The 22304-nt window shown below is 66.7% G+C and carries 10 protein-coding genes and 1 pseudogene; all 11 read right to left on the reverse strand.

Annotation, left to right across the window (positions count from 1 at the left end):
- The coding region (locus I55_RS32910; protein WP_049973979.1) for a hypothetical protein at positions 1–7077 on the reverse strand (7077 nt) is incomplete at its 3' end.
- A gap of 458 nt (positions 7078–7535) precedes the next feature.
- On the reverse strand, positions 7536–9005 hold the full coding sequence (locus I55_RS09360) for an efflux transporter outer membrane subunit (RefSeq protein WP_044560263.1): 1470 nt from the start codon (positions 9003–9005) through the stop codon (positions 7536–7538).
- Between the two features lie 5 nt (positions 9006–9010).
- A complete protein-coding gene (locus I55_RS09365) occupies positions 9011–10228 on the reverse strand; it encodes an efflux RND transporter periplasmic adaptor subunit (RefSeq protein ID WP_044560264.1) in 1218 nt (405 codons plus the stop codon).
- A 62-nt stretch (positions 10229–10290) separates the two neighbouring features.
- Positions 10291–13488, reverse strand: a complete 3198-nt coding sequence (locus tag I55_RS09370) for an efflux RND transporter permease subunit (RefSeq protein WP_044560270.1) — start codon at positions 13486–13488, stop codon at positions 10291–10293.
- A gap of 209 nt (positions 13489–13697) precedes the next feature.
- Positions 13698–15098 carry a HAMP domain-containing sensor histidine kinase gene (locus I55_RS09375; RefSeq protein ID WP_044560265.1) on the reverse strand — a complete coding sequence of 467 codons (1401 nt, stop codon included), beginning with the start codon at positions 15096–15098 and terminating at the stop codon, positions 13698–13700.
- On the reverse strand, positions 15085–15786 hold the full coding sequence (locus I55_RS09380; protein WP_044560266.1) for a response regulator transcription factor: 702 nt from the start codon (positions 15784–15786) through the stop codon (positions 15085–15087). Before I55_RS09380 ends, I55_RS09375 begins: the two co-directional genes overlap by 14 nt.
- Before the next feature lie 142 nt (positions 15787–15928).
- The gene (locus I55_RS39495) at positions 15929–16696 is read right to left on the reverse strand and encodes a hypothetical protein (RefSeq protein ID WP_376739186.1); all 768 of its coding nucleotides are present in this window, start codon (positions 16694–16696) and stop codon (positions 15929–15931) included.
- Between the two features lie 63 nt (positions 16697–16759).
- Positions 16760–18810: pseudogene (locus I55_RS39295) on the reverse strand (glycoside hydrolase family 127 protein); the annotation flags it as partial.
- Positions 18811–19014: 204 nt separating this feature from the next.
- Complete coding sequence (locus tag I55_RS09390) at positions 19015–19443, reverse strand: pseudoazurin (RefSeq protein ID WP_044560267.1); 429 nt, start codon at positions 19441–19443, stop codon at positions 19015–19017.
- A 115-nt stretch (positions 19444–19558) separates the two neighbouring features.
- Positions 19559–20428, reverse strand: a complete 870-nt coding sequence (locus I55_RS09395; RefSeq protein WP_049973982.1) for a ParB/RepB/Spo0J family partition protein — start codon at positions 20426–20428, stop codon at positions 19559–19561.
- A 5-nt stretch (positions 20429–20433) separates the two neighbouring features.
- Positions 20434–21462 carry an AAA family ATPase gene (locus I55_RS09400; RefSeq protein ID WP_199902534.1) on the reverse strand — a complete coding sequence of 343 codons (1029 nt, stop codon included), beginning with the start codon at positions 21460–21462 and terminating at the stop codon, positions 20434–20436.
- Positions 21463–22304: the final 842 nt, after the last annotated feature.

A 22304-nucleotide genomic window follows, 5' to 3' on the forward strand; every position in this document is an offset into this window, starting at 1 on the left:
ATCGCCAGCGTCATCCACGATGTAGGTGTCATTGCCGGCACCGCCGATTAGCGTGTCGGCCCCGGCACCGCCATCCAGCAGGTCATTGCCGGCACCGCCGGTGATGGTGTTGGCCAGGGCGTTGCCCGTGCCGGTGAAGGCGCCAGACCCGGTGTAGGTCAGGGTCTCAACATCAGCGCCCAGCGTGTAGCTGGACAGCGTCGTGCGAACCTCGTCCGTCCCGGCGCCCGCCGTCTCCGTCACCACATCGCCGGCGTCATCCACGATGTAGGTGTCATTGCCGGCACCGCCGATTAGCGTGTCGGCCCCGGCACCGCCATCCAGCAGGTCATTGCCGGAACCGCCGGTGATCGTGTTGGCCAGCGCGTTGCCCGCGCCGGTGAAGGCGCCAGACCCGGTGTAGGTCAGGGTCTCAACATCGGCGCCCAGCGTGTAGCTGGACAGCGTCGTGCGGACCTCGTCCGTCCCGGCGTCCGCCGCCTCCGTCACCACGTCGCCGCCATCGTCCACGATGTAGGTGTCATTGCCGGCACCACCGTCCAGCGTGTCGGCTCCAGCACCGCCGTCCAGCACGTCATTGCCGGAACCGCCGGTGATGGTGTTGGCCAGGGCGTTGCCCGTCCCGGCGAAGGCGCCCGTGCCGGTGTAGGTCAGGGTCTCCACATTGGCCCCCAGCGTGTAGCTGGACAGCCCCGTGCGGACCTCGTCCGTCCCGGCACCGGCGGCCTCCGTCACCACGTCGCCGGTATTGTCCACCACATAGGTGTCGTTGCCCGCACCGCCAATGAGCGTGTCAGCCCCGGCACCGCCGTCCAGCACGTCATTGCCGGAACCGCCGCTGATGGTGTTGGCCAGCGCGTTGCCCGTCCCGGTGAAGGCGCCCGTGCCGGTGTAGGTCAGGGTCTCCACATTGGCCCCCAGCGTGTAGCTGGACAGCATCGTGCGAACCTCGTCCGTCCCGGCCCCCGCCGCCTCCGTCACCACGTCGGTGGCGCTGTCCACCAGGTAGACGTCATTGCCCACCCCGCCCAGCAACGTGTCATTGCCGCCGCCGCCGTTCAAGGTGTCGTCGCCCGCCCCGCCCGCCAGGGAGTCATTGCCGGTGCCGCCCGTGATGACGTTGTTCAGTTCATTACCCGTGCCGGTGAAGGCCGCGGTGCCCGTATAGGTCAGGTTCTCCACATCGGCGGCCAGGGTGGTGTAGCTCGCTAAGGCGGTGCGCACCGTGTCCACCCCCCCATCGGCGGCTTCGATCACCACGTCGCTGAGGCTGTCCACCACATAGCTGTCGTTGCCAGCCCCACCCTTCAGCGTGTCGGCACCCGCCATACCGTCCAGCGTGTCGTCCCCTGCACCACCGGTGATCACGTTGGCTACGCCATTGCCGGTGCCACTGAAGCCGCCCGCACCGATGAAGGTCAGATTCTCGACATTCTGGCCCAGCGTGTAGCTGGCCGAGGTGGCCCGCACCTCATCCGTGCCGGCGCTGGTGCCCTCGGTCACCACGTCACCGGCGTCATCCACCAGATAGACGTCGTCGCCGGCCCCACCGACCAGCGTGTCGACACCGGCGCCGCCATCCAGCGTGTCGTTGCCGGTGCCACCGGTAAGGGTGTTGGCCAGGGCGGTGCCAACACCGTGGAAGGCGGCGGTACCTGTGTAGGTGAGCTTTTCCACATTGGCGGCCAGGGTGTAGTCGGAAAGGGCGGTGCGGATTTCATCCGTGCCTTCGCCCGCGCTCTCCACCACCACGTCGGTTAGGCTGTCGACCACGTAGATATCATCACCCACGCCGCCCACCAGGGTGTCGTCGCCCGCACCACCGGTGAGGCTGTCATTCCCGGCCCCACCGGCCAGGCTGTCGTTACCCGTTCCGCCATTCAGCGTGTCATTGGTGGCGCCACCCGTGATGATGTTGTTCAGCTCATTGCCGGTGCCGGTGAAGGCCACCGTGCCCGCGTAGGTGAGGTTCTCCAGATTGGCTCCCAGCGTGTAGCTGGCCAATGTAGTCCGCACCGTGTCGGTGCCGGCGCCCGCATCTTCCCGCACCACGTCGCCGGTATTGTCCACCACATAGGTGTCGTTGCCCGCGCCGCCGATCAAGGTGTCGGCACCGGCGGCGCCATCCAGCGTGTCATCCCCCATACCGCCGGTCAGTTGATTGTTCAGGGTGCTGCCCGTGCCGGAGAAATTGCCCGTGCCGATGAAGGTCAGGTTTTCAACATTGGCCGAAACCAGGGTGTAGGTTGTCAACCAGGTCCGGATTTCATCCGTGCCACCGCCCGAGTTCTCCTTCACCACATCACCCATATCGTCGACGTAATAGACGTCGTCACCGGTGCCGGCCCCCATGGTGTCGGCACCGGCGCCACCATCCAGCGTGTCATTGCCGGTGGCACCCGTCAGGCTGTTGGCCAGATCGTTGCCGACACCATAGAAATTGCCGCTGCCCGTGTAGATCAGGTTCTCCACATTGGCACCCAGCGCATAGCTGGATGCCGTGACCTTCACCTCATCCGTGCCGCCGCCGGCCGCCTCCACCACCACGTCGTTGGCGCTGTCGGCGAAATAGGTGTCATTGCCCGAGCCGCCGATCATGGTGTCGTCGCCGGCACCGCCCGCGATGCTGTTGGCGACCACGGCATTGCCCCTGAGCACGTTGTTCAGCTCGTTGCCGATGACGGAGAAGCCCGCCGTGCCGGCCCCGCCGGTGTAGGTCACGTTCTCCACATTGGCGCTGGTCAGCGTGTAGTTCGCCAGGCTGGTCTGTATCTCATCCGTGCCCTCGCCCGCATTCTCGACGACCACGTCAAGGGCGGTGCTCACCACATAGACGTCGTTGCCCGCACCACCGATCATGGTGTCGGCGGCGGCACCACCGTCCAGCGTGTCGTTACCGACACCACCGACCAGCAGATTGCTGAGCGTGTTGCCGGTACCATAGAAATTGCCGGTGCCGACGTAGCGCAGGTTTTCCACGTTGGCGCTCAGGGCGTAGCTGGGGGCGGTGGCCCACACCTCATCCGTGCCGGCGCCCGTTTCCGTCACCACGTCATTGGCGTCATCAACCAGATAGATGTCGTTGCCCAGGCCACCGACCAAGGTGTCCGCCCCGGCGCCACCGTCCAGCGTGTCATTACCCCCGCCGCCGGTGATGGTGTTGGCCAGCGCGTTACCGACACCGGAGAAATTGCCACTGCCCGTGTAGGTTAGTTTCTCGACATTGGCGCTCAGCGTGTAGCCGGCCGAGGTGGCCTGAACCTCATCGGTGCCCTCGCCCGGGTTCTCCACCACCACATCATTGGCGCTGTCGACCTGGAAGATATCGTCGCCAGTGCCACCGATCAGGGTGTCGTCCCCGGCTCCACCGTTCAGGGTGTCATTGCCGCCCGCTCCATTCAGCAGGTCATTGCTCGCCCCGCCGGTGAGGACGTTGGCGGCATCGTTGCCCGTACCGGTGAAAGCGTCGGCGCCGACATAGGTCAGCTTCTCGATATTGGCACTCAACACGTAGCCGGCCACGGAGGATCGGACCTCGTCGGTGCCCTCGCCCGCGTTCTCCACCACCACGTCGTTGAGGTTGTCCACGAAATAGACGTCATTGCCAGCACCGCCAACCAGCGTGTCGGCCCCCGCCCCGCCATTCAGCATGTCGTTGCCGGCACCGCTGGTGATGACATTCCCCAGGACGTTGCCCGTGCCGGTGAAGGCTAGGGTGCCGGTATAGGTCAGGTTGTCGACATCGGCAGTCAGCGCATAGGTCGCCACCGACGTCTTCACCAAATCCACACCGGCGCCCGCCGCCTCGACCACCAGATCGCCGGCATTGTCGACGATGTAGGTGTCATTGCCGGCGCCGCCGACCAGCGTGTCGGCCCCAGCGCCACCATCCAGCGTGTCGTCCCCCGCCCCACCGGTCAGGCTATTGCCCACGTTGTTGCCAGTGCCGGCAAAGTTGCCGGTACCGAGGAAAGCCAGGTTCTCAAGATTGAGATTGACGAGCATCGAGTATGTGTTGAGCGTGGTTCGCACCTCGTCCGTGCCACCATTGGCCCCCTCGCCGATCACGTCACCGACATTGTCGATGTAATAGGTGTCATTGCCGGCCCCACCGTTCAGCGTGTCAGCTCCCAGGCCACCGTCCAGCACGTCATCACCGGCCCCGCCTGTCAGGTTATTGGCCAGATCATTGCCGACACCCCTGAAGTTTCCGGTGCCCCAGAAGGTCAAGTTCTCAATATTGGCGCTAAGGGTGTAGCTGGCCGACGTGGCACGCACCAGGTCCGTGCCCTCGTTCGCATTTTCCACGATCACGTCGTTGACGCTATCGACGTAATAGATTTCGTTGCCGGCACCGCCGATCAGGATATCGTTGCCCGCCTTACCATCCATCGTGTCGTTGCCGGCGCCACCGATGATGACATTATCGAGCTCGTTGCCGTTGCCCAGGAAACCCGCCGTGCCGGTGTAGGTCATATTTTCGATGTTAGCGCCCAAGGTGTAGCCCGCCGCCGACACCTTCACCAAATCCACACCCTCATCCGGGTTTTCGATCACCACATCGGCGCCGTTGTCAGCGATGTAAACATCATTGCCAACGCCACCGATAAGGGTGTCAGCGCCAGTGCCGCCGTCCAGCGTATCGTCACCGGCGCCGCCAGTGATAACGTTCAGCCGCGTGTTATTACCAGTGCCGACGAAGTTCCCCGTACCGGTGAACGTCAGGTTCTCCATGTTGGCGTCCAGCGCATAGGCGTTGAGCGAGGTCCGCACTTCGTCCGTGCCGGCGTTGCTCCCCTCCGTCACCACATCACCGGCGTTGTCCACGATGTAGACGTCGTCGCCGGCGCCGCCGATCAACGTGTCGGCGCCGGCGCCACCATCCAGCGTGTCGCTGCCGGCGCCACCGGTGAGCGTGTTGGCCAAGTTATTGCCCACGCCATAAAAAGTGCCGCTGCCCGTGTAGGTCAGCTTTTCGATGTTGGCGCTGAGCGTGTAGCTGGCCGACGTGGCCTGGACCTCGTCCGTACCTTCGCCCGCGTTCTCCACCACCACGTCGTTGGCGCTGTCGACGCGGAAGATATCGTTGCCGGTGCCACCGATCAGCGTGTCGGCCCCGGCCCCGCCGATCAGGGTGTCGTTGCCATCACCGCCGCTCAGCACATCGTTGCCGGCGCCACCGGTGAGGGTGTTGGCCAGGGCGTTGCCTGTGCCGGTGAAAGTGCCCGTGCCGATATAGGTCAAGGTCTCGATATTGGCGCTAAGGGTGTAGCTGGCCGCCGTGGCCCGCACCTCATCCGTGCCCTCATTCGCGTTCTCCACCACCACATCGGCGCTGCTATCCACGAAATAGATGTCGTTGCCGGTACCGCCCACCAGGGTGTCGGCGCCACCGCCGCCGTCCAGCGTGTCGTTGCCAGCCCCGGCGCTCAGCGAGTCATTGCCGGCCCCGCCGGTCATGACATTGTTCAGCGTGTTGCCGACGCCGACGAAAGCGCCGGTCCCGATATAGGTCAGGTTCTCGACATTGGCGCTGAGGGTGTAGCTGGCCGCCGTGGCCCGCACCTCGTCCGTGCCCTCGTTCGCGTTCTCCACCACCACGTCGGCGCTGCCGTCCACGAAATAGACGTCGTTGCCGACGCCGCCAACCATGTAATCGACACCGGTCCCGCCATCCAACTGGTCGTTGCCGATCCCGCCGGTCATGGTGTCGTTGCCGCCCTTGCCGAACAGGACGTCGTTGCCGGCGCCGCCCGACAGGATGTCGGCGGCGGCCCCGCCGGTCAGCGTGTCGTTGCCGGCATAGCCCGCCAGACGGCTCTTGTCGTTCGTGGCGGTCAGCACGTCATCCCCGCTGGTACCCAGGACGGGAATGTAATAGGGCACCGCCGGCCCCGTCGTAGGATAGGTCTTGGTGACGATATCGAAGCCGTTGGCGGTCTGGCTGGCCCAGGCGGCGATGAAGCTGCCATCGGCCTGGACGGCCAGGCTGGGCTGGGTCTGGTTGCCGCCGGTGGTGTCGTTCAGACGGAACTCGCCACCCACAACCGCACCACCAGCATTGTAGCGCTGGGCGTAGATGCCATGGCCATCGCCATCCTCCCCGTTCGATGCCCAGGTGACCAGGTACCCCCCATCCGGCAGGGCCACGACCTTGGGCAGGGTCTGGTCGTCCGCAGTATAGGTGTTGACCTGGATGGCGGCACCAACCGCGCTGCCATCCGCCGCATAGCGACGCAGCAGGATGTTATGCGTCGTGGACGTGTCCCCCGTGCCCGTGCTGGCGAAGACAACGACATAACCGCCGTCCTTCAGGCCCGCCATCGAGGTATAAATTTGCTCCCCCGCTATCGGCCCGCCCAGAATGTCGGTGTAGCCGCCGACCGCCTTGCCCGTCGCGTCAAACCGCTGCAGGAACACGTCCTCGCCGTAACGCGCGATGCTAAAGTCCCAACTGGCGACAAATCCACCGTCCGCCAGCGCCGTCACCGCCGGATACGCCGCCTGGGCATAGCTGCCGGTACCAAGGTAAGTCGACAGCATCAACTGGCCGGTGATGGCCGTGCCGTTGCCGTCGAATATCTGCCCCTTGATGAAGTTGCCCGTGTTCACATCGTAAAAGACCCACGCCACCAGAAGGTTGCCGTTCGCCAGGAGGGTCGCGACCGGTCTGCTTCCGCTGGCAACGCTGATCTGGCCGCCCACCGCGTTCCCGGTGGCGTCATAGCGCTGCCCATAAACCGCGCCAGCGTTCTGCTGCCACAGAATCTCGAAGCCGCCGTCGGCCAGCGCCACCGTGGTCGGGGCGTTCTGATCGCCAGTGGTGGTCGTGTTCACCCGGAACTCGCCACCGATCTTCCCGCCTCCCGCCGTGAACCGCTGGGCATAAACGCCCCAGCCGGCACCGTCCTCCCCCGCAGATTGCCATGCCACCACATAGCTGCCGTCCGCTAGGATCGCCACTGACGGCGCCGTCTGGTCACTGGCCGTATAGCTGTTGACGATAATTTCGGGCGCGAAATCGTAAGGGCCGGGCATGGGGGTCTCCAGAAAGGTCAGGGCGGTACCGGCCAGCATCGGGGCAAGCCTGGGGCCTTCGCCGCCATCAGCAGGCGGGCGTTGCCGGAATCAGGGGCTCTAGTCAGGGAACGTTTGGGAAGGGGCAGCTCAAGTGCCAGTCACACTGTGTGGCAGAGGTAGTCTGTCTGCCCCAGCAGGGTCAAATGCAGCTGTTTTCCTTGCCGCCGCCGGAGATGCACGCCATGACGGGGGCGTGTTTGACAGTTGCAATACAAAGCTTAACCCCTGCCAAGGTTGTGTCTGTTGGAGCAATCAACCATGGTGCGGACAAGACTGCAAGCGACAACCCCTTGAGGCATGCGTCAATTTGCAGATTTGACATATATTTGGTGCGCGTGATTGTCGTAGGGAGCAACCTCGCGAACCGATTATCCTTATGCATCAAATGAGTAAGGCCACCAGGCGCCTGTCGGGCGCCGGATGGCCTTTAAATAAACACCTTGAAAATGTATGTGTCAGGGGGCCTTGGTCGCTCGCTCCGGCAGGGTGCTAGACTCGTCATCGGAGGGGAGCGCGCTTTTGTCCCACCCCCCGCCCAGCGCCCGGATCAGGGCCACGTCGGCCTGTACCTGGCGGGTGTGCAGGTCCAGGCTGCTCTGCTGGGCCTCCAGCAGGGCGGTCTGGGCGGTCACGACCTCGAGGTAGCTGTCGGCGCCGTCGCGGTAGAGGTTGGTGGCCATGTCCAGGGTGCGCTGGGCGGCCAGGGTGCCGGCGTCCTCGTCCTTCGCCGCCTGGCCCAGCCAGCGGATGGCGGCCAGGTTGTCCTCCACCTCGCGGAAGGCGGACAGCACGGTCTGGCGGTACTTGGCGGTGGCCTCGTCATGCTGGGCAACGGCCCTGGCCAGGTTGGCGTCCAGGCGGCCGCCCTCGAACAGGGGCAGGGTCACGCCCGGGCCCACCGACCAGAAGGCCATGGGCAGCTTCAGCATGTTGAAGCCCGTGTCCTGAAAGCCGCCCACCGCCGACAGCGACAGGTCGGGATAGTAGGCGGCGCGGGCCACGCCGATGCCGGCGTTGGCCGCGCGCACGTCGCGCTCCGCCGCCGCGATGTCCGGCCGGCGCTGCAGCAGCGCGGAGGGCAGGCCGGTGGGCACGGCCGGCAGCGCGGGCGTCCAGCGCGTGGGCGCCAGGCTGAATTCCGCCGGTGCCAGGCCCACCAGGGCGGCGATGGCGTGTTCCATCTGCGCCCGCTGGGAGGCCACCTGCGAAACCTGGGAACGGGCGCTGTCCAGCTGCGTTTCCGCCCGCGACACGTCCACCCCCGCCACGATGCGGCCCTGGAACAGGGTCTGGGTCAGGCTGAGCTGCTTCTCATACGCCGTGACCGTGTCGGCCAGGATGTGGGCCCGTTCGTCCAGGCCGCGCAGGGCGAAATAGTCGGTGGCCAATTCCGCCTGGAGCCCCAAGCGCACCGACGCCAGGTCGGCGGCGCTGGCCTGGGCCTCCGCCCGGCCGGCCGCCACCTCGTTACGCACCTTGCCCCACAGGTCGACCTCGTAGGAGGCGGAGGCGCCGAGGGTGTTGGCGCCGTAGACGTCGCGCTGGCCGGCGCCGCGCAGCGGCCGGTCCTTGGACTGGCGGTTGGTGCTGAGGCTGGCGGTCCCATCCACCCGCGGCAGAAGGCCGGCGGACACGGCGGCGGCATCCGCCCGCGCCTCGTCATAGCGGGCCAGCGCCACCGCCAGGGTGGGATTGGCGGCCTCCACCCTGCCCTCCAGGCCATTCAGCACCGGATCGTTGAACGCGGTCCACCAGGGGCCGCGCCCCGCCTGGTCCGCCGGCTGGGCCGGCTGCCAGGGCGCGCCCCCGGCCTCCTTGAAGGCGGGCGGCAGGTCGAGATGCGGCGGTTGATAGTCGGGCGCCAGGTTGCAGGCCGCCAGCGCCAGCAGCGCGCCACCGGCCATGAGGGACTTCGAGAGAGCCATGGCTGTTACCGGTCCGCCTTCGCCGTGGTGCCCGCGGCGGTGCCTGAGGCCGCCGCAACCTTGCCGGCGCCGTCACCCGCCCCGGCCAAGCGGACCGTGTCACCCGACACCAGCGTCTCGGGCGGATTGTCGATGACCTTGTCCGTGGGCGTCAGGCCCGCCACGATCTCCACGCTGTCGCCCAGGTCGCGGCCGATGGTCACAGCCTTCAGCTGGGCCTTCCCGTCCGGTCCCACCACCGCCACCTCAGCACCCGTGTCGCCGGGGACCAGGGCGGTCGCCGGCACCTTCACCATATTGGCGCCGCTGGGCACCTGGAAATGCACCTCGGAGAAGGTGCCGGGGGTCAGCAGCCCGTCCGGGTTGTCGGCCTGCAATTCCACCAGCATGGTGCGTGACGCCTGGCTGACGGCATTGGCGGTGGTCACCAGGGTGGCGTCGAAATGCCGGCCGGGATACTGCGGCAGATCGAAGGTGGCCTTGATGCCGGGGGTCAGCAGGCTGGCGAAGGCCTGCGGGATCTGCACGTACAGGCGCATGCGGTGCAGGTCCGACACCTGGAACAGCTCCTGCCCCGTTCCGCCACCGGCGTTGATCAGGGCGCCGACGTCGGTGGTGCGCGCCGTGACCACGCCATCGAAGGGCGCCACGATGCGCTTGAACGCCGTCAGCGCCTCCAGCCGGCGGACATTGGCGGCAGCGCTTTCCACCGCCGCGCGCTTGGCGGCGCTGTCGCCCACCTTTTCATCCGCCGCCTGCTGCGACACCGATTGCGACGCCACCAGGGCGGCCCAGCGCTTGGCCGTCAGGTCGGCCAGTTGGGCGGTCGCCTGCGCCTTGGCCAGATCCGCCCTGGCCTGTTCCAGCTGCTGGTCCAGGTCGGGGGTGTCGATGGTGCCCAGCAGGTCGCCCGCCTTGACCTTGGCGCCGATGTCCTGGTCCCAGCTTTTCAGGTAGCCGCTGACCCGGGCGTAGATGGGCGCCTGGGTGTAGGCCTGCAGCGTGCCCGGCAGGGTCAGCGTCTGCTGCGCCGCCCCCCGGCTGACGGGCGCCAGCGCCACGGTGGGGACCGCCTGGTCGGCGTTCCATTGGACCAGGTCACGCGTCGCGCGGGCCCGGTCGGTCAAGCCGACAACGACGATGGCGCCGGCGACGAGCAGCGCCGCCCCACCCAGCAAAGCCAGGCGGCGGGGATTGGGGGTGGTGATCTGGGCGGTGGACATATCGGGTCGCTCCTATCCGGGACGGCGGCTGCGGCTCAGGGGAAACAGGCCGGGGGGTGGGGTCAGACGGTGGCGGGCGTGGCGGCGTGCCCGCCTGGTTCGCGGGCCCGTTCATGGTCGCGGGCATGCACCAGGCTGAACAGCGCCGGCACCAGGAACAGGGTGGCCAGGGTGGCGAAGACCAGGCCGCCGATGACGGCGCGGCCCAGGGGCGCGTTCTGTCCCGGCTCGATGGCCATGGGGGCCATGCCGATGACCATGGCCAGCGCCGTCATCAGCACGGGACGGAAGCGGGTGTGCCCGGCCTCCATCGCGGCCGTCAGGGCGTCCACGCCGGCGGCCAGCCGTTCCCGGGCGAAGCTGATGACCAGGATGCTGTTGGCCGTGGCCACACCCATGCACATGATGGCCCCGGTCAGCGCCGGCACCGACAGGGTGGTGGCGGTGCCGAACAGCATCCAGACGATGCCGGCCAGCGCGCTGGGCAGGGCCATGACGATGACGAAGGGGTCCAGCCAGGACTGGAAGTTCACGACGATCAGCAGGTAGATCAGCACGATGGCGAAGGCCAGGCCGATGAACAGCTGGTGGTAGGCGCTGGTCATGGTGGTGACTTGGCCCTGGATTTCCACGTGGCTGGCGCGCGGCAGGTCCGCGGCCATACTGTCGACCGCCTTCTGCACGTCGCTGGCGATGGCGCCCAGGTCGCGGTCCTTGGGCGTAGCGTAGATGTCGATGGTCGGGCGGACGTTGTAGTGGGTCACCACCGCGTCCTGCCTTCCCCGGCTGATCTGCGCCAGGCCGCCCAGCAACTGGCTGGACCGGCCGGCGGCCGATGGCGTCAGCGGCATGGTCTGCAGGCCGGCCAGCGTATCCATGTCCCGTTGGGGCGTCTGGATGGACACGGGGTAGGAGATGCTGTTCTTGTGGTTCAGCCAGAAGGTCGGCGCGGTTTGCGTGCTCCCGGCCAGGGTGTCCAGCATGGTGACGGCGGCATCCTTTTCCGTCAGCCCCACCAGGCCCGCCAGCGAACGGTTCACCGCCACCTTCAGCGACGGCAGCTGGAAGGCCTGTTCGACACGAGCATCGGCCACGCCGGGGATGCGGGCGATCTTCGCCAGCAACTTGTTGGCGTAGGCGCGGTTGGCCGTCAGGTCGGTGCCGACCACCTTCACGTCCAGCGGCGCCGGCAGGCCGAAGTTCAGCACCTGGGTGGTGATGTCGGCCGGCAGGAAGGCGAAGGTGGTGCCGGGGAACAGGCGCGGCAGGTCGTGGCGCAGGACGTCGACATAATCGTCGGTGGGCGCGTGGTCCTTCTTCAGCGCGATCAGGATGTCGGCATCCTCCACGCCGATGGTGCCGCTGTTGCCATAGGCCATGTTGATGCCGCTGACCGGCAGGCCGATGTTGTCCACCATCCCGTCCAGGTCCTTGGGCGGGATCACATGGCGAATGGCCTCGGCAACATGGTCGCACAGGCGGCTCATCTCCTCGATGCGCAGGCCGGTGCGGCCACGGACGTGAATCTTGATTTGGCCGCCATCCACCGCGGGGAAGAAGTTTTGGCCCAGGAAAGGCGCCAGCCCGAACGTCCCCAGCGACACGACGAGGAAACCACCGATCAGCCAACGGCGGTTTTGCAGACCCAGAAGCAGCAGCCCCTGGTACACCGACCGCACCGCCTCGAACCCGCGTTCGAAGACGCGCTGGAACTTGACGAAGGGGTTGCGCGTGGGCGCGCCATGGATGTCGGCATGCAGGCCGTGGCCGGCATGGGCCTGGTTTCGCAGCAGATGGTTGGCCAGGGTCGGCACCAGGGTGCGCGACAGCACGTAGGAGGCGATCAGCGCGAACACCACCGCTTCCGCCATGGGGCGGAACAGGAAGCCGGCGACCCCGCCGAGGCCGAACATGGGCACGAAGGCGATGCAGATGCACAGCAAGGACACGGTGGCCGGCACCACGATCTGCTTGGCGCCGTCCAGGATGGCCGTCTCGATAGGCTTGCCGTGCTCCAGGTGCCAGTTGATGTTCTCGATGGTCACGGTGGCGTCATCCACCAGGATGCCCACGGCGAGCGCCAGCCCGCCCAGGGTCATGACGTTGATGGTCTCCCCTAGGACGGACAGGGTGGTGATGGACGCCAGGATGGCCAGGGGAATGGACACGGTGATGATGAGGGTGGACCGCCAACTGCCCAGGAACAGCAGGATCAGCAGGCCGGTCAGCCCGGCGGCGATGACACCCTCGCGGATGACGCCGCTGACGGCGTCCTTCACGAAGATGGACTGGTCGCCAATGGGGGTCAGGGTCACGCCGTCGGGCAGGGACTTGCGCACGTCGGGCAGCCGCTTGTAGACGCCGGCGATGATGTCCAGGGTAGAGGCGGAGCCGGCCTTCAGCACGGACATCAGCACCGCCTTCTTGCCATCCACGTGCACGACGTTGGTCTGGGGCGGGCTGCCGTCGTGCACATTGGCGACATCCCGCATATAGACGACGGCGCCGTTCACCGTCTTGATCGGCAAGTCGTTGAACGTGCTGATGTCCACCGGGGAGTCGTTCAGGTCCACCGGATATTCCAGCTTGCCTATCTTCTGCGTGCCGGCCGGGGTGATCAGGTTCTGCACCGACAGGGCGGCGGCCACGTCGTTGGCCGACAGGCCATAGGCGTGCAAGGCCTGCTGGTTCAGGTCGATCTGCACCTGGCGCACCTTGCCGCCATAGACCGAGGGCAGCACGGCCCCCGGCACCGTCACCAGCTGCGGCCGGATGGAGTTCTGGGCGATGTCGTTCAGCCGCGTTTCCGACAGATGGTCGCTGGACAGGGCCAGCTGCAGGATGGGCACGCTGGCGGCGTTGAAGGTCAGGACCTGCGGCGGGTTGATACCCGGCGGCATCTGCTTCAGCACCGTCTGCGAAATGGCCACCACCTGCGCCTGGGCGGCGTTGATGTTGACGCTAGGCTGGAAGAACACCTTGACCACGCCGAAGCCCTGCATCGACTGGGATTCGATGTGCTCGACATCATTCACGGTGGAGGTCAGGGACCGCTCATAGTAGCCGATGATGCGGCCGGCCATGTCATCGGGCTGCAGGCCGTTGTAGGTCCACACCACGGCGATGACGGGGATGCCGATGTTGGGGAAAATGTCGGTCGGCGTCTTCACCGCCGAGGACACGCCGAAGATCAGGATCAGGATCGCCATCACGATGAACGTGTAGGGCCGGCGCAGCGCGATCTTGACGATTTCGATCATGACGGCGCCCCCGTCGTCGAGCGGGAACGGTCGGCGCAAGGGCCGCTGCGGTCATTCATGATGCGGTGCAACACGTCTCGTGATCCCTCGAGAGCGGGCTTTGGCAAACCCAACACCTTGGGAAATAGGGGAGGTCGCAGCGAATTGGGATTAAATAATTTTTTTGGTTGCGCCGCGAAATGCCACCCTAAATCGAGCAGGCGCGCGGGCTAAAAGGCTGGGCTTCCGGCCGCTTCCGTCTCTGCCGCACCGCAGATAAGGGCGATGACGGCGCCACTTTCGTCGCCATCGATCACCAGGTGGAAGCCATGCAAGACCGCGATGGCCTGCACCAGCGACAGGCCCAAGCCGTTACCCTGGATGTGACGGCTCTTGTCCAGGCGGTACAGGCGGCGGACCACGGCCGCGCGCTCCGCCACCGGAATGCCGGGGCCGGTGTCGGCCACCTCCACCAAAGGTAATGCCGGCACGGCGCCTCCGGGGCCGCCCATGCGGGTGCGGATGTCGATGGCGCCGCCCTCCGGCGTGAACTTCACGGCGTTGTCCACCAGGTTGGCCACCGCCTCGATCAGCAGGTCGCGGTCACCGACCACGAACAGGGGGCCGGTATCCTCCCGCGACAGCGTGATTTCCTTCGCCTCGGCCAGGGGCTCGTACAAATCGAAGACCTCGGCCGCCACCTCGGCCAGGTCCACGGTGATGAAACCCGCCTGGCGGCGGCTGTCCTCCAGCTCGGCGATGCGCAGCAGGGCGGTGATCATGCCGAAGGCCTTGTCCAGGTCGGCCAGTGCCGCTTCCGCCCCTCGCCGCAATTCCTCGGCATCCGGGGAGGCCAGCCCCCGCTCCAGCTTGGCGCGCATGACCGACAGGGGGGTGCGCAGGTCGTGCGCGATGTTGTCGCCCACCGCCCGGATCTCATCCAGCAGGTGGACGATGCGGTCCAGCATCTGGTTCACCCGGGCGGACAGCTGGTCCACGCCGTCGCGGCTGCCGGACAGGGGCAGGCGTTCGCGCAGATCGCCCCCCATGATGCGGCCGATGGTCTGCTGCACCGTCTGCACCCGCCGCCGCGCCCGCGCCCCGCCCCAGACGCCGGACGCCAGCACCAGGGCCAGCGCCGGCAGCAAGCCGGCGATCAAGGTGCGCGCCACCGCCCGCTGCAGGGCCAACAGCTCATCCATGGCGCGGCCCAGGACGACGATGCCGCCATCCGGCCGCCGGGCCGCGGCCAGGATGGCGGGCTGGGGCTGGTCCGCATCGGTGGTCCGCACCGTCAGACGGTGGCCCTTGTCATCGACGGGCAGGCCGGGGGGAAGACGGTCGAGGTTGCCATAGCGGGGCGTGCCGTCGGCGTTGAACCAGGCCGCCACGGTGACGCGGTGATAGTCCGTCATGATGCGGACCTGCAGTTGGTACTGCAGCACGTCGTCCCGCGTCTGCGCTGCCAGCGCCGCCTCCTGCACCAGGTCGTGCTGCATGCGGCGGGTTTCGGTCTCGCTGGTCTGCCAGTAGATGAACCCGAAGATCAGCAGCATGCCGACCGACAGCGCGGCGGCGAAGCCCAGCGCCAGGCGGAAGGGGCCCGCGCGGAGGAGATCAGTCCGCGGCACGGAGCATGAACCCGGCGCCGCGCACGCGATGGATCATGGGCAGTTCGCCCATGCCGTCGACCTTGTGCCGAAGCTTGCCCATGTGCACATCGACCACGTTGGTCTGCGGCACGAAGCGATAATGCCAGACGTCGGTCAGCAGCATGGCCGGCGTGATCACCTGGTCCGGCCGGCGCATCAGGTATTCCAGCAGCTTGAACTCCCGCGGCAACAGGGGCACGTCCCTCTCCCCGCGGCGCACGGTGCGGTTCAGCAAGTCCATCTCCAGCGACCCGACCCGCAGGGTGGTGGCGCGGGTGTCGGCCGGGCGTCGGCGCAGAGCCTCGATACGGGCCACCAGTTCCGCCACCGCGAAGGGCTTGGTCAGGTAGTCGTCGCCGCCGGCATTTAGGCCCCGCACCCGGTCGTCGACCGAGCCCAGGGCGCTCAGCACCAGGATGGGGGTGGTGATGCCCTCGTCCCGCAGGTCCTGCACCAGGTCCAGCCCATCCATGCCGCCGGGCAGCATGCGGTCGACAATGATCACCGCCACGCCACGGTCGGCGCGCAGCATCTCCAACGCGGCGGCGGCGGTGACGGAATGGCTGACGGAATAGCCGCGGGCCTCCAGGCTGGTCACAATCTCCCGCGCCATGTCGGGCTCATCTTCAACCAGATGCAGGTGGACGATGGTGTCGGAGGACGGCATGGGGCACAGGTTCCAGGAAGATCTGCCCCTTAATCTAGGGCCTTCCCGTCCGGTTGGGAATTTGGACAGGGGTGCTTTTTGGGGGTGGCGACGTTACGCGCCACGCAAGGCCCGCCCCACCCCTCGCCCATTGCCCAATCCGTCACGCCATGGAAATCCACACCCGCGAATGCCGGGCATGGCCGTGGTCCGGTCCCTCCGATTCCGCCGAAGCGTCGGCCGCGACGACCTGGCCCTGCGCGCCGATCGCGTAATTGACGCCGGAATTGGTGCCGCCGACGGCGCCGGCCTCCGCCGGCAGTCGGTTCATGCGGGCATAGTTGGGGATGGCCAGCATGGGCGTGCCGTCCCGCCATTGGCCCTTCAGGGCAACCACACCGCCCAGCAGATCCGGCCGCCATTCGGCGGTCACCGGTGTCGCCGCCAGCGGCTGGTCGATGGATGGCTGGTCCGCCTTTTCCACATTGTAGACCAGGGGGCCGTAGCGCAGGGCGACCTTGCCCCGCGTCGCCTCCACCTTGTCGTCGCCCGTCACCCGCTGCACCGCCAGGGGCAGGACGAAATCGATCCGGTCGCCAGCCGCCCACTCCCGCTCCACCACCGCGTAGCCTTTCTTCATGCGGTATTGGACGGCCTTGCCGTTCACCGTCAGCCCTTCCAGCCCGCGCACCGGCGGAACGGCCGTGTAGAGCGCGCTGGTGGCGCGGTCCGGCACGCGGATGCGCACGGCGAAGGCGGTCGCCTGGGCCGGGTTGACGGTGATGGAAACCGCCCCCTCCCACGGGTAGTTGGTCTTCTGCACCATCTCCACCGCCGTGCCGGCGACAGCGCCCACGTTGATCCGGCTGCCGATGAACAGGTTGACGTTCACCCCGCCCTTGTCCTTGGCGTAGGCCCAGGTGGGCACCATCAGCAGGGTGCGGGGAATGTTGCCAACGCAGCAGGGGCAGACGTGCCATGCCGTGCGCGTGGTGTCCAGCAAGGGGTTGGTGTAGCAGAAGGTCTTGCCGTCCAGCGCGGTGGAACCCAGCAGCGCGTTGTACATCGTCTCCTCATAGAGATCGGCGTACTTGGCGTCGTGATAGGCGATGTTCAGCTTGTACTGGAAGAAGATCAGCCCGCAGCTGAGCAGGATTCGCAATAGGCGTCGTTGCGCAGGGCGTAGTTCTCGCCGAAGCCTTCCGCCGTATCGCCGCTGCCGACACCGCCGGTGACGTAGTACTTCTTGTTCACCATGTTGTCCCACAAGGACAGCACGGCGCTCTGGTAATCGATGTCGCGTGTCTCCGCCGCGATGTCGGCCATGCCGGAGTAGAAGTAGACCGCGCGCACGGCGTGGCCCACCGCCTCATACTGCCGGCCCGGGGGCAGGTGGCTCTGGTCGTATTCCGAGCCGCCGCGCCGGCCATCCAGCAGGAAGCGCGCCAGCCGGATATAGGCGTCGCCGTGGCCGCCGCCCTCCATGTCGTTGACGAAGCGGCCGAAGCGGACCAGGGCCTGTTCCATCTCCTGGTGCCCGTCGAACCAGTCCTTCTTGCCGGGGCCGATGTTGGCGACCCAGCAATCGGCCAGCTTCTTGGCGGCGTTGTATAGGCGCAGATCCTTGCCGCCCGTCAGGGTGTGGTGGTTGATGGCGGATTCGATAAAGTAGCCGGCGACGTAGCCCTCATGGTTGCCGCGCTGCGCCGGCGACCAGCGCGCCGGCCACTTGGCGCGATCGGCCAGGGTGTAGGCGGTCTGCAGATAGCCATCCGGTTCCTGCGCCGCCAGGATGACGGGAATCCATTCCTCCAGCTTGCGGCGCATCAGGTCCTGGGCCGTGAGGATTTCCCGATCACCCTGTGCGTCCACCATCAGGGCGATGCACATGGACTCCACCGTCTGGTGCACCCAGGCGTTGGAAAAGACATAGCCCTTGTGGACGCCGTGCGGTTCCCCGCGCAGGGCCTTGGCCGCCTCGATGAAGTTGTCCAGGCCGCCCTGCCCGATCTTCAGGTCGGTGCGCTCGCAATACTCGATGCAGTGGGGAATCCACTGGGTGATCAGCGCCTTGGCGCGGGCGGACCACAGGGGGCTGTCGATGGCGTAGGGCGTGGTGTAGACCACGTCCAGCCGCTCCGCCGGCGGCGGCGTCTCCGCCCGCACCGCCAGGGTGGACAGGGCCGTCTTGCCTTGGGATTGGGCCGCCAGCTGCAGCACATAGTCGCCGGGCGTGGAGAAGCGGGCGGTGGTGTCGACGCGGGTGGCGTCGGCGAAGCTGACCTGGCCCGGGCCGCTGACCTTGTGCCACAGCGCGGCCGCGGCGGGCACGCCATCCAGGGTGCGGACCTTGCCGTCCAGATAGGTCTGGCCACCCAGGACGACGGCGCGATCCTGACCGGCGGCGACCAGCGGCGGGAAGACCGGCACGGCGCCATGGCTCCACACCCGCCATTGCAGCACGCCGATGGAGGCCTGGCCCGCCGGTTCGACATCCAGGCGCAGGCGGGTGGTGGTGACGGGATCGAAACTGGCACGGTTGAAAGCGTCGGCCACCAGGCCCGGCCCCTGGCCCGCCCCTTTAAGGTTGCGCACTGGCACGAAGCGCCGACCATCCCAGGCGGAGATGCGCCAGGCCGTGGGCAGGGCCCCCTTCCAGCCCCCCAGCCACCAGTAGACCTCCACCGCGCCGGTGCGGACGGGCACGTCCCAGGCGTATTCGATCCAGGCCGGGCCGGAATTCGGCTCCGTCGCGAAAGCGCCTTCGGTATTCTCCTTGGAATTCGCCGGCGTCGCGTTGGTGTTGATGGCCGCCAGGCGCGTACCGCTGGAACGGTTGGACCAGCTGGGCCGCGCCATCACCGCCAGGTTCACCGGCGCCGACGGGCCGGCCGCCAGGGCCGCGCGACCACCGGCCAGCCCCGCCAGGGAAACCCCACCCGTGGCCGCCAGGAACCGGCGCCGATCGACCACGCCCTGGGGGGGTGCCCTCTCTTCCCGGATACTGGCTCCGGAAACCGTGGCTTGGTCACGCGTCCTGGTCATGTCGTTCTTTCCTTCCGGCCATGCAGGCCATCCGCCGATCACCGATGGCGATCCCGGCGCCTCCCCTTCATAGTATTATCATATGATTATTTGGGGTCGAGAATCAACAAGCGCCGGATGATGCGCCCCCGTCTCCGGTAGAGACCAACGGCGGGAAGCAGGGGTAGACTGTTCCCCCGCCATTTTCCACACAGTTTCAGTGTCTTACTTCGCAGCGGCCAATAGCTTCTCGAACGCGGCCTTGGCCTTGCCCGACTGCGGCACCGCTTTGGCGGCATCAAGGTTGGTGGGCGCGCCGACCACCACCACGCCAACCATGCCCATGCCATAGTGCGGCTTGCAGCGATAGCCATAGACGCCCGGCTTGTCGAAGGTGACCGTGACCGTCTCGTTTGGCTTGCCGGCGAAGGGCTGGGCGCCGTCAGGCACCATGCCGGGCATGCTCTCCACATTGTGGCCGGCGTCGACGGACTGGAAGGTGACCTTGTCTCCGGGAGCGATTTTCACCAGGGCCGGTTCAAAGACGAACATGCCGTCGGCGCCCTTGTTCAGCATCTTGACGACATGCTCGGCACCGAAAGCCGGGCCGGCCAAGGTCAGCAGGGCCACCAACGCCAGGGGAAGCGAACGCATTTGGAAACTCTCCGTCATGGGAAAAGGTGCTCCGGGCACGCCACCCGGCGCCCTTCCCCTACGCCCCAGTTTCCTCGTGCGTCTTTGCGCTGGCGCAATAATTAAAGCTTCCCCCTCACCCCAGCAGCGCGTCGATGGCCGCGCGCAGGGCGCGCAGCCGATCCCGGTCCTTGTCCTTCAGGGCCGCCGGGCGCAGCGCCCGCAGGTTGCTGACCAGGCGCTCCACCGAGGCCAGGTTCACGCCCGGCGCCGTGATTCCGGCCGACGGCTTGCCCTCCAGCACCTCGGGCGCCTGGTCCTCGGCCTTGGCGGCGCGGATGGTGCGCACGCTCAGCGTGCCGCTGCGCGCCGACTGGATGAGCCGCTCCCGCACCGCCGGCTCATCCACCCGCGACAGCTCCACCAGCACGTTGCGCGACAATCCCAGTTCTGACGTCAGAACCCCATCCAATATGTCGTCCGGCAGGCTGAGGATGCGCAGCGTGGCGCTGATCTCCCCCTTGGTCTTGCCCAGGGCTTCGGCCGCCTGGTTCTGGCTCCAGCCCTTGCCCTCGATCAGACGCTTCAGGCCCCGCGCCTCTTCCACCGGTGTCAGGTCGACACGCTGCAGATTCTCGATCAGCGCCAGCACCTCCGGGTCGCCGGTGTGCTCGATCGCCAGGATGAGACCCCAGCCCAGGCGCTGGGCCGCGCGCCAGCGGCGCTCACCCGCCACCACGATCCAGTGGCCACGGTCGATCGGGTCGCGCCGCACCAGGATGGGCTGCAATTGGCCCTGCTCCGACATGCTGGCCGCCAGGCCGCTCAGCTCCTCTTCCGAGAACACCTTGCGCGGCTGGTCGGGATCGGGGGCGATGTGATCCATCCGCAGTTCGATGGTGTGATGGAAACGGCTGTCACGGGACATCACCAGCTCGCCCGACGCTTCGCCTATCATGGTGGAGGCGGCGCCCAGGATGGGGGAGGGTCGTTTCTTCACCGTCATGACGCTCAGGCCTCGTTCTCGGCAGGAATCAGGTCGATGTCCGCCCGGGGCAGCGGCCGGCCGAACAGGATGCAGTCCGCCAGCTTACGATAAACGCCCGTGGCGGACGAGGTCGGCGATGCCTCCAGCGCGATGCGGCCGTTGCGGGCGGCATGGCCGAAGACGGCGCTGTCTGGAACCGGCTCCAGCACGGGTACCTTCTCGCCCAGCGCCGTCACCAAGTGGGCCAGCACCTCGCGATCCACGGATTTGCGGCGGCCGAACTGCGTGGGCAGGATGCCCGCCAGCCGCAGGCCCGGGTTCAGGCGGCGCTGCACCTTGTGGATGGTGTTCAGGATCAGACCCACCCCCATGGTGTCATAGGGCTCGGTGCGCACGGGGATCAGCACCTCCTGCGCCGCGGCCAATGCCATCCAGGTCAACATGCCAAGGTTGGGCGGGGCGTCGATGACGATGAAGTCATAACCGGCGCGCACCGTGTCCACCGCCTCACGCAGCGCCGCATCAAACCCCGGCTCCCGCCGGCCATCGGTTTCGGACAATTCGATATGGCTGGCCGCCAGGTCGAAAGGCAGGGGCACCGCCGTTTCCACCATACCCGGCTTCAGGATGGCGTCCGCCATGGCGCGATTCTGCAAGATGACGTGGGCCATCGTCCTGCCCTGGCGATAGACCTCCACCGCCGCGTCGGCCAGCAGCGCCACGGTGGCGGTGGCCTGCGGATCCATGTCGATGAGGAGGACGCGGCTGCCGGCATGGCCCAGGGCGTAGGCCAGGTTCAGCGCGCTGGTGGTCTTGCCCACGCCGCCCTTCTGGTTGGCCAGGACGAAGACCTTGGCGTTGCGCGGCTTGTGCGACGCGATGCGTTCCAGCTCCGCCGCCACGTCATCCGGGATGGGTTCCTTGCCATTTTCCCACCGGCTGATCTTGGGCTTGTCGTAGGACCGGGAGAGTCGCTGGTTCAGCATGTCCTTCAGGTCGCCCTGGCTTTGCCGCAGCATCTGGCGCAGCTCGCGCATCCGATCGCCGTTCATCGCCCCATCCTCATCTTCTCAAGGCCCGGTTCTGACGTCAGAACCTGCCAGGGCGACCATCAAGTGTCAACGACAACGTTGATGGTTGATGGTTGATCCTCCTTCTTTCTTTCCTTTACCGGGAAAGGGACCCTGTCAGACTCTTTCCAGATTCACCTTGTTCTTGTTCGTACGAAAAAAACGCTTTCAAAATATAGGGTTATGGGCTGTTCGCGTGCGCTTTGTCCCGAGTCTGCATGCGCTTTGTCGCCCCTCCGCATGCGTTTTGTCCGCCCTCTCTATGTGGGTTGTCGCCAGCCGACTGTTTTCTATGCGTTTTCCCGCCACCGGGCGGTCTCCGCATATCTGGGTGGGGGCGGAGGGCACCCATCCGCCTTTTTGTGCGTTTTCTCGCCAGGCGGTTCGAGTCGTTTCCATGCGTTTTCCCGCCATGCCGGCATGTCCTTGGCGGCGTCGAGAATATCTCTTTATAAACAGACACTTACAGAACCATCTCTTATGGGCGATGGGCTCTCTCTATGTGTTTTCTCGCCAGGGATTTTCCGGCCTTTACATGTGTTTTCTCGCCACCCCGTCAGCGAGGCTGAGTCGGTGGGGATGCGCGCCGATTCTTTGGTGCCGAAGGGCTTTCTTGTGCGTTTTTCCGCCAGTGCCGCGCCGTGCCGGTATCATCTCTATGCGCTTTGTCGTCAGTTCCGCCGGGACTCCCCCGCCTTTCTGTGTGTTCTGTCGCCACCCGCCGGGGGGCTGTTGACTCTGTGTGGTGTCGCTGGTCGACTGCACAGCATGAGCAGAATCGCAGCGAAACCGCCGGCCAGGCGCCCGGAAGCGACAGGGGATCC

It is taken from the genome of Azospirillum sp. B4, from assembly GCF_000333275.1.
GTDB lineage: Bacteria > Pseudomonadota > Alphaproteobacteria > Azospirillales > Azospirillaceae > Nitrospirillum.